Origin of the sequence: Paraburkholderia phenazinium (assembly GCF_900141745.1) — a bacterium.
GTDB classification, from domain to species: domain Bacteria; phylum Pseudomonadota; class Gammaproteobacteria; order Burkholderiales; family Burkholderiaceae; genus Paraburkholderia; species Paraburkholderia phenazinium_B.
Genome location: NZ_FSRM01000002.1, coordinates 2,182,052 through 2,197,896 on the forward strand (window position 1 = coordinate 2,182,052; position 15,845 = coordinate 2,197,896).

Annotated in this window: 17 protein-coding genes and 1 pseudogene; 9 read left to right on the forward strand and 9 right to left on the reverse strand. The window is 59.3% G+C overall.

The genetic code is table 11. From position 1 onward, the window contains the following. Nucleotides 1-122: 122 nt before the first annotated feature. Nucleotides 123-1,577 carry a hypothetical protein gene (locus BUS06_RS29615; protein ID WP_167379446.1) on the forward strand — a complete coding sequence of 485 codons (1,455 nt, stop codon included), beginning with the start codon at nt 123-125 and terminating at the stop codon, nt 1,575-1,577. Between the two features lie 265 nt (nt 1,578-1,842). Here BUS06_RS29615 and BUS06_RS29620 read toward each other — a convergent pair whose 3' ends face one another. Continuing rightward, complete coding sequence (locus tag BUS06_RS29620; protein ID WP_074267915.1) at nt 1,843-2,688, reverse strand: MBL fold metallo-hydrolase; 846 nt, start codon at nt 2,686-2,688, stop codon at nt 1,843-1,845. 776 nt (nt 2,689-3,464) lie between these two features. Here BUS06_RS29620 and BUS06_RS29625 point away from each other — a divergent pair. The 4 genes from BUS06_RS29625 (at nt 3,465) to BUS06_RS29640 (ending at nt 6,111) form a co-directional block, all read left to right on the forward strand. Next, nucleotides 3,465-4,001 carry a GNAT family N-acetyltransferase gene (locus BUS06_RS29625; protein WP_438803569.1) on the forward strand — a complete coding sequence of 179 codons (537 nt, stop codon included), beginning with the start codon at nt 3,465-3,467 and terminating at the stop codon, nt 3,999-4,001. A 145-nt stretch (nt 4,002-4,146) separates the two neighbouring features. After that, nucleotides 4,147-4,608, forward strand: a complete 462-nt coding sequence (locus BUS06_RS29630) for a GNAT family N-acetyltransferase (RefSeq protein WP_074267916.1) — start codon at nt 4,147-4,149, stop codon at nt 4,606-4,608. Nucleotides 4,609-4,845: 237 nt separating this feature from the next. Then, nucleotides 4,846-5,292 carry an NUDIX domain-containing protein gene (locus BUS06_RS29635; RefSeq protein ID WP_074267917.1) on the forward strand — a complete coding sequence of 149 codons (447 nt, stop codon included), beginning with the start codon at nt 4,846-4,848 and terminating at the stop codon, nt 5,290-5,292. A gap of 372 nt (nt 5,293-5,664) precedes the next feature. After that, nucleotides 5,665-6,111 carry a GNAT family N-acetyltransferase gene (locus tag BUS06_RS29640; protein WP_074267918.1) on the forward strand — a complete coding sequence of 149 codons (447 nt, stop codon included), beginning with the start codon at nt 5,665-5,667 and terminating at the stop codon, nt 6,109-6,111. Between the two features lie 271 nt (nt 6,112-6,382). On the opposite strand, the gene BUS06_RS29645 is transcribed toward BUS06_RS29640, so the two are convergent. Further along, the gene (locus BUS06_RS29645; RefSeq protein WP_143787677.1) at nt 6,383-6,856 is read right to left on the reverse strand and encodes a hypothetical protein; all 474 of its coding nucleotides are present in this window, start codon (nt 6,854-6,856) and stop codon (nt 6,383-6,385) included. A gap of 718 nt (nt 6,857-7,574) precedes the next feature. Between BUS06_RS29645 and BUS06_RS29650 the strand changes: the two genes are divergently transcribed. From BUS06_RS29650 to BUS06_RS29665, 4 genes are all read left to right on the forward strand, one after another. Beyond that, on the forward strand, nt 7,575-8,378 hold the full coding sequence (locus tag BUS06_RS29650; RefSeq protein ID WP_074267286.1) for a lipid II flippase Amj family protein: 804 nt from the start codon (nt 7,575-7,577) through the stop codon (nt 8,376-8,378). Between the two features lie 164 nt (nt 8,379-8,542). Further along, nucleotides 8,543-9,004: an aminoglycoside 6'-N-acetyltransferase gene (gene aac(6') / locus BUS06_RS29655; protein ID WP_074267285.1), complete on the forward strand. Its 462-nt coding sequence runs from the start codon at nt 8,543-8,545 to the stop codon at nt 9,002-9,004. Between the two features lie 45 nt (nt 9,005-9,049). Next, the gene (locus BUS06_RS29660) at nt 9,050-9,556 is read left to right on the forward strand and encodes a GNAT family N-acetyltransferase (RefSeq protein WP_074267284.1); all 507 of its coding nucleotides are present in this window, start codon (nt 9,050-9,052) and stop codon (nt 9,554-9,556) included. A 236-nt stretch (nt 9,557-9,792) separates the two neighbouring features. Beyond that, on the forward strand, nt 9,793-10,086 hold the full coding sequence (locus BUS06_RS29665; RefSeq protein ID WP_074267283.1) for a DUF1330 domain-containing protein: 294 nt from the start codon (nt 9,793-9,795) through the stop codon (nt 10,084-10,086). A gap of 67 nt (nt 10,087-10,153) precedes the next feature. On the opposite strand, the gene BUS06_RS29670 is transcribed toward BUS06_RS29665, so the two are convergent. The 7 genes and pseudogenes from BUS06_RS29670 to BUS06_RS29700 form a co-directional block, all read right to left on the reverse strand. Next, on the reverse strand, nt 10,154-10,333 hold the full coding sequence (locus BUS06_RS29670) for a hypothetical protein (RefSeq protein ID WP_074267920.1): 180 nt from the start codon (nt 10,331-10,333) through the stop codon (nt 10,154-10,156). A gap of 27 nt (nt 10,334-10,360) precedes the next feature. Continuing rightward, nucleotides 10,361-10,810 carry a DMT family transporter gene (locus tag BUS06_RS29675; protein WP_074267921.1) on the reverse strand — a complete coding sequence of 150 codons (450 nt, stop codon included), beginning with the start codon at nt 10,808-10,810 and terminating at the stop codon, nt 10,361-10,363. A gap of 15 nt (nt 10,811-10,825) precedes the next feature. After that, nucleotides 10,826-12,076: an arsenic transporter gene (locus BUS06_RS29680; RefSeq protein WP_074267922.1), complete on the reverse strand. Its 1,251-nt coding sequence runs from the start codon at nt 12,074-12,076 to the stop codon at nt 10,826-10,828. Nucleotides 12,077-12,097: 21 nt separating this feature from the next. Continuing rightward, nucleotides 12,098-13,360 (reverse strand): MFS transporter, encoded by a 1,263-nt coding sequence (locus BUS06_RS29685; protein ID WP_302050874.1) that lies wholly within the window; start codon nt 13,358-13,360, stop codon nt 12,098-12,100. After that, nucleotides 13,357-14,523: a metallophosphoesterase family protein gene (locus BUS06_RS29690; protein WP_074267924.1), complete on the reverse strand. Its 1,167-nt coding sequence runs from the start codon at nt 14,521-14,523 to the stop codon at nt 13,357-13,359. The genes BUS06_RS29685 and BUS06_RS29690 overlap by 4 nt, the downstream gene beginning before the upstream one ends. Nucleotides 14,524-14,575: 52 nt before the next feature. After that, nucleotides 14,576-15,143 (reverse strand): annotated as a pseudogene (locus BUS06_RS29695) (hypothetical protein). 25 nt (nt 15,144-15,168) lie between these two features. After that, entirely contained in the window at nt 15,169-15,687 is a 519-nt protein-coding gene (locus tag BUS06_RS29700) for a hypothetical protein (RefSeq protein ID WP_254368993.1), read from the reverse strand. Nucleotides 15,688-15,845 lie beyond the last annotated feature (158 nt).

Genomic DNA, 15,845 nt, shown 5'->3' on the forward strand with positions numbered 1-15,845 from the left:
CTTTCTTTCGCCGGCACCTCGATGCTATTGCCATCGATAGAAACGATTTCACCGGCGCTTTTGTTTGCCCGTAGGAGAACGCAGTTGCACGTCGACGCATTGCGCGCGCAATGGAGGTCATCATGGCCGTCTTTCAGTGGACAGGAAGTGCGAGTACAGGCGATTTCTCTACAGCCGGAAACTGGCTGCCCGTAGCGGGTGCGCCGCCCGGACCCAACGACCTGGCGAAGATCGAAGGCGCTGCCGTGCCGGTCACAGGAACGGGCAACCCGGAAATCCTGTACACATCAGGCACAGTCAAATTAGCGGGGCACTTCACGGAAACCTATGGCAGCCCCGTCAATGCACAGCAGTTAACCTTGCTGCCGGGTGCCGTGCTGACTACGCCGATGGTGCACTTCGTCGTGGGCATTGATTCCCCCCCGCCAATGATCGGCAATATGACGGTGGGTGAGGGCAGCGCTGTCGTGATCGCAGGAAGCCACACACCAAATAACTACGCGATCGAGATGTCCGAACTCGCTGGGTCGAACTCGAGTCTCGTGGTCGAGGGCGCTGGCGCCGTCGTCAACGGCGGCAATCTGCCGATGTCCGTGGGACAGGCCGGCCCCAGTTTGTTGACGATCAGGAACGGCGGCGTCGTGAGCGTCGGGAATGCGGACCCGCTCATCTACCCGTGGTGTCTGGTGATCGGCAATCACCCGGGGTCCAGCGGCACGGTCCAGGTTCAGCGCGCGTCGCTGCTTGGGCACGGCGAGATCATCGTTGGTCGCAATTCGACGGGCACGCTGAACGTGGACGAAGGCGGTCTGGTCGTCGCGGAGGATCTTGCGATCGGCTGGGAACCGACGAACCAGCAAAATTCTCCACCGACCGAGGGCATCGGCGCGGTGACGGTCAAAGGGCGGGACGCCCGACTGATCGTTGATAACCAGTTGGAAGTCCAGCACATGGGAACCGGCTCACTGACGGTCGCGGATCACGGCTTCGTGTCGGCGGGCGTCGGAATCATCGTGAATGGCACGCTATCGCTGGCGAATGGGGTGATCGATACGCTGGCATTGGGCGTCAACACCGGCGCGACGCTGTCGGGCAACGGTACTGTGATCGCCGCGCAGGGTGTTGACAACAACGGCGGAGTGATCACGGCTGTCGGCAAACTTATCTTGGTCGGCGACGTCGACAATGCTCCCATCGCCCATGGCAGCTCAATGACGGTCGCCGCTGACAGCGAACTGCAGGTTTTCGGCGCATTGACCGATGATGGCACACTCTCGCTTCATGCCGACAGCGTGGCGTCGCTCGAAGCGGTGGCGTCCGGGCAGACCGTCTCGTTCGACGGCGCGCACGCCCGCCTCGTCCTGCGAAGTCCCGGCGAGTTCGCGGGCTCGATCAGCAACTTCGGGAAGACCCACAAAATTGTGCTGGAAGCCGACGTGACCAACGTCGCATTCGCTAACGGCGTACTCACCGCGACGGGACCAGGCGGCCCCGTCGCGGAACTCCAGATGATAGGTTCTTACGAGCCTCCCAACTTCCTGTTAGCGACGGGCTTCCCTGGCGTGATTACGGTTTGACAGCAGGGCCGACAGACCGCCTGCTTCATTTATCGCATCAGTGCCCGTTCGATCGTCGTGGTCGCGGGCACAATGCGTTCTTTCGTCGGCGTTGCTTCGATCTCATGATTCCAGATTGATGCGCCATTGCAATTGTTTCAACGCGCGCCTGACAATTGACTGTTCTGTAGGACGGTTTGCCGAACTGGCGCTATCGGCCAGGAGCGGTCATCCCGTCTCGCTGTCCGATAGTCATTTCCAAGGCGATCAACTTACGGGGAAAGTCTCAGTCCGCTTTTACCGTATCGAGAAACGCTCGCAGTTCGTGCTGCATAGTCGGTGCATCCAGAGCGATACTCCCGCCATGTCCAGCGAACACGCCACTGAAGCTTTCGTGAACGAGTCGCTCGAGCGAGCGAAGTTGGGTGGGCCAGTCGTACCAGCAGGCGTCTCGAAAGGCATGCAGAGCGCGCCTGCGGAAATCCCAACACAGCGAGTCTCCAGAGAAAAGGGCGTCGTTGATGAGGAACATGACGCTTCCCCGTGTATGTCCCGCCACCGGAATGACCCGAACGCGGGGCAACATCTCATGAGCCAGATCACCCGTGATTATGTCAGTGACGAACGGAGTGCCATCCGCGTCGTTTGCATGCATCCAGACGCGGGCGCCAAAGCGCTTCGCATAGATGCCTGCGTCAGCGACATCGTTGCGGTGGGTCAGCAAGATGTGATCCAATCCTCCGGCTTCCGCGATCCAGCGCTCGATGTGGCCGGACCAGCGCGGCCCGTCGATCATCAGACGCAAGCCGCCTGCAAGCGTGATGTAGCTGTGAGCGCCGTATGAAGAGCGGGCGTTATACCCGAGCCTCCAAACGCCGGGAGCCAAGGCTTGCGGGAAGAGACCTGTCGGCATCTTCAATCCTTTTGGCGGCCGAACGGCAGCCACTGGACAGATGAGGACGCTTCGCCACGCATCTTCTGTTTCCTGGTCACTGGCAGGCTGGTGATCAAACGCCGAAGCGCCGTTTCGCTCAACGAACAGATTCGGAGCGGCCGTTCGAACCGCACCGCAGTTGAAGCAAGCTGCGCTTACGTGCCAATGATCGTCAACATCACCTTTGTCCTCTGCCATAGCGCGCTCCCGGCTGATATTGGGTAGACGGTTCAAAGATAGCATCCTTGCGCGATTGAGAGTTGAGGTGCGCTTAGATTGCTCTCGCGAATACACAAGTTCTGGATTCGCTCCAACAGCAGCGCGGTTCTTGCTATCGCCGATACTCCATACAAGCACCGCCACGTCGTTTGAATGACCGCTGGACCTTAGGACCGGCCCGGCGGCAACGCCAGTGTATGAGGCCGCTGGGTCGGCCGCTGTCCGTCGTCGTCGGGCAGGTTCGGCCAGAAATGGACAGTCGACGGCAGGTGGAAGATCGTCGAGAATCGAAACCGCATGACCCGCGAAGCAGGTCGTGCGGCCGGCAGCAGGTGCCGTTTGGCGCGTAGCACCCCACGGCCAGTCGCGAACAAATGCTCAACATAATTCTTACGGACCGGCCCTGTGGACTCTTGGCAAAGACAGCTCGCTGTAGGGCTCCTAATTCTCATTGCCTTAGCGCTGACGTCTCTATTGGCCGTACGTTCGGTGCGAATTAAGCTGCGCGTGTTGGTGATTGGCCTCTTAAGCTTGCTACTGATTCTTCCCGTCGTTATTTTCCTGCTTGTTGCCCTCAGTCTTGGTAGCACTATATAGGCACCAGACATACGTGACGCCGCAGCCGCCGAAACTAGAGGCGCCTAGCTGCGTTCGGGGCGGCATTCCGAGTGGGGCCACGAGCGGCCGTTCGACAACACGGCGCAGTTCGTCGACAATCCGACGGCACCTACAAGCAAATGGGGACGAAAGTGGCGATAGACCTGGACGAAATCCACATTGAATCAGAGCGGCTTTCAATTCGGCCATTCTCCGCTGATGATGCCGATGCCGCGTTTCGCTGCATTACACCTTCACTTACCCGTTTCATGTCATGGGATCCACCCGCTAGCAGGGAGGATTTTGATCGCATCTGGCAGGGTTGGTTGCCGACGATCGCCGATGGGACGGACTTCGTATTTGCAATCCGCCAACGGCGTGACGGGAGCTTCTTGGGGCTGGTCGGACTCCATCGTGTTCGGAACACAATCCCGGAATTGGGTATTTGGATTCGGGAGGATTGCCATAAGCAAGGCTTTGGCCGCGAGGCTGTGGGACTAGTGGCGAGGTGGGCAAGCCTGGCACTTGGCATTGAGAGCTTCGCCTACCCGGTAGCCGAAGAAAACAGCCCCAGCCGCCGCATCGCCGAATCTCTCGGCGGTGTCATCGTGGAGCGGCGTGAGACAGCCAAATATATGTCCGTCATCTACCGAATACCCCAACAATTGACCCGCGACGAGATGGGAAAGATATAGCGTGGGGCGGCGAGCTTCGGCCAAGAGCCGCCGGTCGGAGCCGCCTCCTGGATCGTCGACAATCAGATGACCGGGACAAGACCGCCACTCGGCGGCTCGGATAATCTAGAATCGGCGCTCATTTCCGACATGTTCACGTTACATCATGAGTTACCTCCCGATCGTCCGCCTGGCGGATCGCACAGACGCTACGGCCCTCCAGTCGTTGTATTGCCAGTTGGTTGACGACGTGAACGTGAATGTCACCGAGTCGCAGATTCAAATGATCGCGGAAGACGCGCGCACTCGGTTGTTCGTCTGCGAGATTGACGGCGATGTCTGCGCTACCGTGCTGGTCTCTCTTTGCGCCGACGTGATGTATGCGGGCCAGCCTTTTGCCGTGATTGAAAATCTCGTCGTCGATCATCGATGTCGCGGAAATGGAATCGGGCAGGCTCTACTACGTGAGGTTGAGCAGTATTGCTTATCGCGGAATTGTTCGAAGATGATGCTGCTTAGTTCGGCCTCCCGCGCCGACGCACACCGATTCTTTGAGCATGTCGGGTTCCGTGCCGACCTCAAGCGTGGGTTTGTGAAATACCGCCGACAGTTTACCCCAGCCATCTGAGGGGCCGCCGTCGCTAGCTGGTTACTAGCGTCAGGCCGCTCCGCGTTGATTAACGCGATACGCTTGTCACCTGCCGGCCAAAGGGTAGCGCCCGACGTATGCACCTGAAAGCGGCACTCACGGTAATACTGCCCAAGCCAGCAGTGGTCCGCTCTATTCCACAGTCCGAGAGATATTAGAATCTCGCCTTCCTCGTCGAGCTTGTTCGGAGGGGAAATTTCGTGAGGAACGAATCATATGGGTAGTCGTGAAAGGTTCGCACTTAGTGCTAGCGTTTTTGCTTACGTCGAATTCGATAACACCGTGTTAATGCTGCGCCGCTCGAATACCGGGTGGCACGACCGCGATTTCAGCCTTCCGGCAGGTGCGCTGGACGGCAAAGAGCGACTGGAAGTAGCTGCCGCTCGGGAACTCGCGGAGGAGACTGGCCTGATCGTTTCATCGGCATCGTTCCGCCTTGCCCACACCATTCACGTTCGCAATCCTGACGGGACTGAATGGCTCGGTTTCTTCTTCGCGACATGCAAGCCGGGAGGTGAACCCGTACTGATCGAGACCGATAAACATGACTTGCTGGCATGGAAAGATAAATCGAATCTGCCAAACAATACGATCCCTTATGTTCGCCAAGCCATAAGCCGCATTCGTGATGGAGTCACCTACTCAACCTACGGCTGGCCGTGATATTGGTTGACGGCCACCTTAGGTGACGTCGCGGGTCCGCGACTGCCGAGCGTCCGCTTTGTGTTGAGTTGAAGGTCTCTGGTGGGTCGCGCGCCGTCGAATAAGCTCAACGAAAGAACCGGGTAACCATGCGGTTTGCATGGGACGGTGACCGGCCATGAATGGACCTTCGACAACCACGCATGAATCGGTGACAATCCAGGCCACACGGCCGAATCTCAGCTATCTGGACCGCCCCCGCTACGGTCATCGTTTGGAAAGCAGCGCGGCGTCGTGTCGGTCTTCATCGACAGAGGTCCGGCAGTATCGGACTATCTATCACTCGGTCCAGCATGAAGGAAAGTCTCTTCTGGAAAGAAGGAGGGTCTTTAATTGCAAGTACGCAGCGTTTCCCCGACCGATCTTGAACAACTACTCCTTCTCTATCGCCACCTGCATTCAGCCGACGAAGCGCTCCCGGATGAACCGGCTATTCGCTCAGTCTGGAATGAGCTTATGGCAAACCCTCGTCACACACTGTTCGGTGGATATGTTGGTGGTGAGCTGGTTTCTAGCTGTGCCCTGACTGTCATACCAAATCTCACACGTGGTTGCAGGCCTTACGGTGTCCTGGAGAACGTTGTCACTCACATCGCTCATCGCGGGAAGGGCTACGGCAAAGCAGTGCTTCGAGAGGCGTTGACATGGAGTTGGTCGGCCGGCTGCTATAAGGTCATGTTGCTGACGGGAAGAAAGGATAAAGCAACGGTGCAGTTTTATGAGTCAGCGGGATTTGACGGACATGAGAAGCTCGCATTTATCGCGAAGCCAGGAAGGTAATCCATCTAGCGCGTCGACTTCCTGACATTAATTCCCCGTTCTGGGTCGCGTGCTGCCGATCGCAGCCGCGCAAGGTTGAAGCGCGCATGCTATTCGCATGAATTGACGCCCTGCCGGCAGGGATCCCCCGACGTCTGCGTCGGACCGGGTTCGGCCATATGCGGTCGGTCGGGACAGGTGCGCAAAGCGTCGACAAACAGCGGGAACACACGCCACGCGCGTCTCACCTGCTACAGCGGCCCAAAAGTCCCGGCGATCAGCGTTGGCGCAGTTATGGAGCCTTTGCCGCCGCCGCCGCGGGTTTAAGCGGATCCACAAGACTGTAGTTGTAGAGTTCCCAGTTAAGGTCATCCGCGCTCGCGCCGTAGTAATAATTCGTGCTCTCGTGCTTGATGACGCGTTTTACGGATGGCGCATACCAGTAGGTTTCCGTGAATGTGCTCCCGCGGTGGTATGCACCTTTTACGACGCGATCAACCTCGCCGCGTGCCACGAGTCTGAAAGCAAAAAAGTTGCCGGCAACCACGTGCACAATCTCCACCCCATCCACTGTAACGTGATGCGCAACCCAGCTTGTCTCCCGCCCGGTTGCCGTGGCGGTATAGTTCTCGTCCCAGCTTGCCCCTACTGAGAGCGGGAAGTGCACATAACCGCGCCCAGGGCGATACTGCGTCGGACCAGATACAGTCACGGCGCCCGCGCTATTCAGGTCGATTTCGTATGGGTTTCCGCTGGTCGTTTGCACCGCTATCCGGGTCTGCTCAGGCGTCACCTCGATTACTGTCTGACGCGGCGGGTGCTGCGAGCTCGGGTCCCCCCGGGTTGGCCCAATGGCCCATGTATCGCCCACCCGAAAGACAGGCGTATCGGCCTGCGAAACCGGCTGAATCGTCGATTGCTCGCCAGCCGCCGTAGTCCCAAACAAGGGTGACAGGACCACCAATAGTGCAATTCTCGCTGCCTTTCGGTGGCCACGAAGCACGCAGCATTTGTCGAAAAGAGATCCTTTCATCGTGTTGGTCGCTCTTTGCGAGAACTGGAGAGCCTCTGGCTCGCGCTAGCCATCGTAAGCGATAGAGAAACTACCGAAATCTTTCTGGCCAGTTGCGATGTGGAATTCCTCCAGAAATATTTAACCTGAAAGCGCTCGCGCGATGTGCGGTATCACGCATACGGTGGTACCGGCACAACAACACCGGTCCGAGCCCGACGTCGCTAGGGACGCAAGCCGTGATCGCCGCGATCGATGGTTGCCGTAACTGGTCAGTGCGGCATCCGATGCCACGGGTTTTCGGCGATATGCGGCCGCAGACCGGCGGTTCCAGCGGGCTGCCGGACATGAGAACGCGAAGGTTCATGTCCGGCCACTTTGCGACGTTCGACCTCGTAACCTGATTCGTCGACAATCGGGCCGGCAGTGCACTCCGGTAGACTTTGGTTATTGCCAACCTCGCGGCGACAACATGGACACCCAGCTTCTGGTTATATGCGGGCTTACATTCGTAATCCATGTGATCGCGACGCTTGCGTATGCGGTACGGATCGCTGGTGTTCGCACGCGCCGTATCGCCGTGTCATTTTCTCTATTCGGGATCATCGCCCTGGTTTCCCGGACGGCAAATTCCTTTCAAGGACCATTCATAGCGAAGCGGGTTGAGCTAGACATTGCTCATCACATGGAGCACGGTCTGCTCGGCGACTTTCGGCTTTTCCTGCTGACCGCCACGGTGGCAAGCACTGTCGGTGCGTTTCTAATTCCCACGTTCCAGCGTTATTTCAGCCGCGCTGTCGATCACTTTCAAGCAAACCGCTCGATCCCTCGCCTGCTGCTCCATATCTTCAGCCGCGGGGGCGTCAGCTACATTCGGCTTGGAGCAAGGCTTCCGTCCCGGCACAACGTCACCCAACTGGCAACTGGCGCAGGCGTTTCCTGGAAAGTTATAGGACTGAACGTTATCGCGATGGCGATCTGGACGGTCGGCGTTTTCGCATCGCTTTATGCTGGATACTTGAAGCCCGATTTGCGGGTTACATGCGCGAATCTATCATCAGTTATCAATGGCTTTGCGACCGTGGTATTGGCAGTCGTCATCGATCCGCAAGTCTCAGTGATGACGGACGACGTAATCGAAGGCCGGATTTCGGAAAACAGCTTCCGGCGGGCAATTACAACTCTCGCGGGCGCACGCGTTCTCGGGACACTGTGTGCGCAGGCGGTGCTCGTTCCAGCGGCATTTATCATCGTTCGTATCGCTGAACTCATTTAGCGCGGCGACCAATACTGGAAATCGCGAAGGTCTCTTGCGCGTCGGACCGAGCCACACGTGTCCAGCAGCCAGTTTCGGTTGTTCGACACGATCGCCTGAATCGTTGAGAGTCCAGGGTATTTAGGCCCGTCAAGCCTTTCACGTTCATTGACGACCCTCAGAATATGCTTTCAGCTTCCTTCATTGTCCGGGCTGCTATACCGCAAGACGCTGCGGCATGGTGTTCGTTGCGTCGCGTGCTTTGGCAACATGTGAGCGATGACGACCATATCCGCGAAGCTGAACGACTGCTTGCCGACGGGGATCGTTTCGCGACGTTCATGGCGTTTTCTTGCGAAGGTGACCCAGTTGGTTTCGCCGAAGCCACGGTGCGTCACGACTACGTAAACGGTTGTAAAGCGTCGCCGGTGCTGTTCCTCGAAGGTATTTATGTCGTTCCGGTCGCGCGTCGGCAAGGTATTGCGAAGGCATTGTGTGCCGCTGTTGGTCAATGGGGCTTGGCACACGCTTGCACAGAATTCGCATCCGATACACCGGTCGACAATATCGACGGGCAAGCGGTGCACCGCGCCCTTGGCTTCGATGAAACCGAGCGCGTGGTCTTCTTCCTGAAGCGGCTTATATAGACCGGTTTGGAAATTCACGAAGACAGCTCAACGGAGATAAGAGCTATGACCTCGAGAAGCATTCGCAGAGCAACCGCGGAGGATGTACCGGTACTTACACAGATCCGGAACGATGCGCACGCAAAGAAGGTAGCTCATGGTGATTATGCGTGGGGCAGGGAAGGAGACGGATTTTCCGAAGGGTGGGTACTAAACAGTATCTCGCGAAGACAGGTGTATGTTGTCGAGCAAGACGGTGTACCCGTGGGGACGTTCTCTCTGGATTGGGACGATGAACTGTACTGGGGGCGCCAAGAACCTATCGCGGGCTATGTGCACGGACTTTCTGTGAGAAAGGGTTTTAACGGTCGTGGACTTGGCAGATTTGTAATCGATTGGTGCGCTGATTTGGTGAGCGCCTTGGACCGACGTTTTGTTCGGCTTGGGTGCGATGCGAGAAACACGAAGCTATGTGCCTACTATGAGTCGCTTGGTTTCGTCCGGGTAGGTATCGCGCCAACACCCGAGCATGGCGACTATATCGATTCACTGTACGAGAGATCGGCTGACTAACTTTCAATCGGAGCGCCGAGGCTCGCGCATGGCTGACTATACGGCCGAGGCACGCACGAGCAATTGCGGAAGTCCGGGCCAATGACCGCTTTTGAGTTTGTGGAGCGTTCCTTTCGGGTCGGTCCATGCCGCATGTATCACGCGAGCGTCGAGGCGACTGTGAGACACTGCGCCCACGAAAAGAAGTTCACCGTCGCATACATAATCATGCGTATACGTTATTGAAGGGAGGCACAATGCCAGCATTCGTGCACGTCAATCTACGCGTCATCGACTCCACCAAGCAGGCCGCGCTCGCTCCACGCTTTCAGGCGGCGCTAAAAGAGGCGGGCGGGAAGATTCTACATTTTGGTCCTGTTGCGCAGGTTCTAGAGGGGGATGAGGTGCCGTTGCCGATGGCCGGCGTGTTCGAGTTTCCGACTCTCGCCCAAGCGCTAGCTTTCTACAATTCCGAGAGGTATGCGCCGATCAAAGTCGAACGTCGGGAAGCCCAGCAAGCGCGGATGTTCATAGTCGAAACGCCCTCGTGAGTGACCGCTTTCGGAAGGCGCGACGGTCCCAAATGGGTCGCGTGCTGTCTATCACCGGCCCGTGAGTTTAGGGCCCTGTTTCCGCGTCGGTGACCTGCTGCAGGATCGCTTCGAGCGTCGAGATGACCTCATACGTGTGCTCAATCAGATCGCGTTGCGCGAGCAATAGCCGGTGGCCGTTGCGACTACGACCAGCGCAAGGACCGGCACGCTGCGCCAGTCGACCGCGCGCATGCATCGTTTCCAACGTGGCAGTTCCGCGGCGCTACCCGCATTAAAAGCGCATGACCAACGCAACACCGGCGACCATCAGTAGCGCACCCGCCAGCCTCGGCCAGCTCAGCGCATGTTCCGGCACACCGATCAGCCCGAAGTGGTCAATCGCGACAGAGGCCACCAGGTTCGCGCATATAGTCAGCCCGTTCAGCGTGCCCACCCCTACCTTTTGCACAAGGGTCAGCCCGGCGAATACGGCAACCGCGCCAACGATGCCGCCCAACGGCGCCCACCATTTCATGTTGCGCAGATCGGCCAGAGTCGGTAATGGATGCGGCTGAATGCAGAACAGCGCTATCGCCAGAAAGGTCACCAGCAGAAATGAGACGCTCGATGCGAGCCACGGATTGACGAGCGAACCTTTGAGCTGGCCGTTGATGGGCGCACCGGCCGCCTGCAGGATGCCGGCGATAACGATGAACGGGTACAGCCAGATGCCGTTGAGCATGGTCGACCTCCAGTTTCAACCGAAAAAGATGCGCGCCGCGAGCGCACAGGCGAGCGCGGGAAACATCACGACGCCTCCCACCTTCAGAAAATCCAGAAATCCCACGTTCTCTCCTTCACGGCGTATCGCGTTCAGCCAGAGTATGGTCGCAAGCGACCCCGTGACTGACAGGTTCGGACCGAGGTCCACGCCGATGAGCAGTGCATCAACGATGCGTTCTGGGCTGTGCGCCTGCATCAGTGTGGAACTTGCGACCAGGCCCGCTGGCAGGTTGTTCACCAGATTGCATGCGACTGCCAGCGCGGCACCCGCAATTAACCCGGCTGCCGTTTCCCCGGAGCGTGTGGCCGCCGCAAGGGTGCGCGCCAGCATCTCGATCACGCCGGTGTGCTCAAGCATTGCGACCAGGACGAATAGCCCGGCAACAAGCGGCAGTACATCCCATGAGATTTCCTTGACGACCGGCCACGGTGAACGACGCTCCGTTAGCATCACCGCAAGGGTTGTCAGCACGCCGAGCAGCGCGGTCGGCAGGCCGAGTTGCATATCCAGGGCGGAGACGGTCATCAGGGCGAGGGCCGTCGTCGCAATACCGGCAAGAGAAATACGTCCGCCCGTAGTGAGCGGCACCGGCTCAAGCTCAGACTCGCACGTCCCGTCGAGCGCGCGACGCTGCGTTACGCGCAACATGGCGAACGTGACGATGACCGAAAGCACCGAAGGCAACGCGAACCGGGCGAACCATGGCCCGAGCGGCGGCACGTGATTGCCGTACAGTACAAGGTTGGCAGGATTCGAGATTGGCAGTACAAAGCTCGCGGCATTCGCGATGAACGAACACACCAGCAACAGCGGTAACGGCCTGGTTTTTGCCGCACGCGCCGCGGCGAATACGGCGGGAGTGAGCACAACTGCGGTCGCGTCATTCGACAGGAACGTGGTTGTGACAATACCGACGCCGTAGACCAGGACGAACAGCCGCTTCGGCGATCCACGCGCGTGGTTCACAGCCTGCACGGCCACCCAGTCAAAGAGGCCTTCGCGCCGCGCCACCTCTGAAAGCAGCATCATGCCAATCAGAAAGAGGTAGACGTCTGCCCCCTTGCCGACGGCCTGCCAGGCGAGATCAAGGGGAAGAAGACCAAGAATGATGAGCAATGCCGCGCCGGCCACGGCCCAGATAGCCTCAGGCCAGCGGAACGGACGTGCTATGACGCCGAATGTGGCTGCGGCGGCAATACCCCATGATGCCCAGATTGAATTCATGAATCTCCCGGATTGAGTGAGTCAGGTCGCCGCGGCAGGCTGGGAAGGTTCTGGCGCAACTTCTGCGTCGCCGTCTTTGCAGGCCTGCCGCACTTCGGCGCCGAACAACACCCAGACCGCGACCGATCCCACTGCGATACCGCCAAGTGCCAGAAACGCTGCTGGGTAACCGAATGCGTGCGCAAGATATCCGCCAAGCGCCGGACTCAGGCCTGCCCCGACACCCTGAACAGTCATGACGAGTCCCTGTCCTACGTTGACGCGTCCCGTTCCCTGCAAGAGGCGGACAACGAGTGCTGGCACGGCGACACTTTGTAAACCGGCACCGATCCCGTCAAGCATCTGGACCGGCCAGATGCCCCATAGGCTGACCACATGGGCGGCGATCAGCCCGCGCAATGGCAAAGCCAGGAACGACAGCAGCATGACCCACCAGTAGCCGCGCCACCGGAACAGACGATTCGCCGCAAGCGCCGCCACAACCATCACCGACTGGGCAATGACGATTGTCTCGGCCGTTGCAACACTGCCATTGGCCCGATGGCCGGCAACGAGGGCGAGGCCGTATAGCGGCAGCATCGCGGCGTTCCCCAGGTGGAACAGTCCCAACGACACCGCGAGCGCAAGCAGTGGCCGGTGCCGCAGGAGCATCTTCCAGCGCTCCGCTGTATCGGGATCGTGCGTTTTGTCACGGTGGACGAGCCCGCGCGCCGCGTCGTGGTCAATAGAGTGGGCCGGGATCGCAAGGACTGACGCGAGCGAGAGTAGCGCGAACGCGATGCTGAGTAAAAAGACCGCTCCATAACCGAAGCGCCAGCCCAGCCAGCCCGACAACGCGGCGGCAATTACGTTGCCCGCGTGGTTTGCAACCTGGTTGCGGCTGAACTGGCGATCGAATCCGGCACGATGGACGAGGCCAAGACAGATGCCCGCCAGGGCCGGCCCGATGGCCGCTCCTGTCACCGCGGTTGCGACCTGCGACAGCGCGACGACCGGCCACGAATTCGAGACCCATAGCAATGCAGAGGCAAACATCGTCATCACGCAGGCAATGACCACCACCGCGCGCTTGTATCGGGTTGCGTCGACGATCGCACCTGCGGGCGTCGTCGCCAGCATCCCGGCGATGCCGCCCACCGTCATCACGGCGCCGATCACGCCAGGACCCCAACCCCGCGCTTGCAGAAAGACTCCGACGAATGGACCGATTCCGGCCTGCACGTCAGCCATGAAGAAGTTGGTTGCATCCAGCGCGTGGAGTGTGGAGCGGGCGGCCTTGCTCACCACTTTCTCCCGTTACGATTCGGTCCGAGCTGGGTACCCAGGATGTGCTTTTCTTCCCACGCACCAATCGCATCGCGGTCACTGCCATCGGCCCGTGGTTCATCCGTTTCGTCGAATGTCGTCGTGGCTTCGATGCGGTCGAACCCTGTGGAGCCGGCCTGGTCGGTTGCGCGAACGGTAACCTTGAATGTTCCCTCGGGGATTTTGCAATCCAGCGTCCAGATTTCTTTCGACGCGACGAAATTCATCGGTTGCCAGTCACTGTCGTCAATCCTGCAGTCGACCCGCGTGACACCTCGTGCGCTCCATGCCTTTGTCCTGACCGTGGTTTGACCTGAGGGCACGTGATTGGGTAAATGAGGTCGGGTGATCAGTCGCCTGTCGGCTGGCGAGGTAATCATCGCGACAGGCCATGGCTCATCCAGGGGTTTGAAGCGCCAGCTCACTACGCCTTCATCCACCGCGAGGAGTGAGAAGCCGACCGGTCCTTCCTCTATCTGGCCGGTTGAGCGTGTCGATGCGTAGATGGTCCTGCCGTCGTTCGCGAGTTCGTTGTAGTGTGTGTGTCCCATATCAACCACCGCGACGCGAAACTCCTGCAGCATCCCGTGGAAAGCGTTGGCTTCCACAGAGTCGGCGAGGTCTGCCGGATACGCATGCGCGAAGACCACCAACTCTCTGCCTTCTGCCGCAGCACTTTGTAGCACCGCCCGGAGCCAGGCGAGTTGTGACTCCCCCAGTCTGAAGTCGGGGCCGCCTGTACCGGCCGAAACGTAGTCCAGGAAGATGCAGCGGTAGCCTCCCACCGTGATTACCTTCGGGACATGCTCTGCACCAAGCACGTCGTGAAATGCATGCAGGTTGCCCGACTTGAAGTCGTGGTCGCCCGGGATGATGTGAATTGGGAGCTCGAGCTGGTCCAGTTCGCTGCGTAGAATTTCGTATTGCCGGGCTGTTCCGTCGTCGGTGTTGTCGCCGGGTAGCACGACAAAGTCTATCCGCCCCGCGAGATGCGCGTTGTCCTGCAGGACAATGTCGCGTAGAGCGAGATGGTTGGGCAGTCCGGCATTGGTCAGATGCAGGTCCCCAATATGCATCCACACAAGCGGCCCGCCGCGTGTTGAAATCTTCGATGCCTGTTGTGCGTTTTTCTCTTGTGCCATCTCGCGTTTCTCCTTCGATGAACTCTTCGGTATCAGGTCGGGTTCGGGGGCACTATTCCGTCGACGCCGAAAGACTGTCAGCGTCGACCAGTTCGGCGATGTCATCGACCTCGATGGTTTTGCCGTACCGGTTCTTTACCCCGTGCCCCCAGACCTGGATATGGACGCCGGGTGCGAGGTAGCTGGCCAGCTCTGCAGCGGCGTGCGGGGGGCATACGAATTGCCGTTCCGTCGGTCAGCAGCGCGCCGCGAAGTTCACCTTTTGGTCCATATAACGAGAGCTTGATTTCGCCCATCGCCTCCATTGGGCGCTTCTCAACGTGGGGCTTCTCATGTTTCTCACCGTCGTGATGCGGTCCTTCGTCGACAATCGTGACGCCCGTGCCAGACGTCAACTGAACGGCAGCCACGACGTCGGCCTCGCGGGGCTTCACACCGCGCACGCGCACCTTGTCGCCAATGCCAATCAGTTTTGCGACCTGTCTGGACAGATGTGGTGGGAAATGCACCTGTCTGTCGTTACCGAGGATGAATCCGTCCAGTTCTCCGTGTGGATTCAAAAGGAACTGGGTGACGGTGCCGCGCGTCTCCTGCAGGCATTCCGGGTCAATCCAATGCATGGTGTAACTCCGATAAAAATGAAAATCAGTTGGGAATGTCGTTGTACAACTGCGTGACATTGCCCGGGGTCCCGAAGGCTATCGCTTGCAGCGCCTCGCCGTATTGGTTGCGCGTTCCGTATCCGGTGGCGGCGACGACGACGTCTGGTCGCAGGAGATTCGCAAACTGCTGTGCGACCGGTGGCGGCATCTTGATGATCGTTCCATCACGGAGCATCACGCCGTCGGGCTCTCCCCGTGGCGCGGTCGTGACGCGTGCAACGGTGCCTTTGGCACTTAGCCTGACCAGTCCTGCGCCGCGCAATGCTGGTGGAGCACGCAGTGCATCGACTGGCGGCGGCTGGTCGACGACCTGCTGTGACGTTCGTTCATTTGCGATTTGCTGCGCAGTGATGTTGCCCGCACCGTCCCGAAAGCCCGCGATCCGGACCGCGTCCCCTTGATGTATGACGCTCACCAGCTGCGAGCCCATATGTGGCGGGAAGTGGACGAGCGAACCATCGGCCAGAAGAAATCCGTCGACGTCGCCTTCCGGGTTGATCACGAAGCGGCTTACCGTTCCGGTTGCGACGGCAGACTGCTGCTGCGCCGCTATGGGAGCGGGTGCAGGCGGTGGGGGCGGCGAGGGCATGGTTGGCGCCGCGCCGCCCGGCCCGCCAGCAACCGGCGGAGGGACTGGTAGACCAGGCCCCGGAGCGGGAG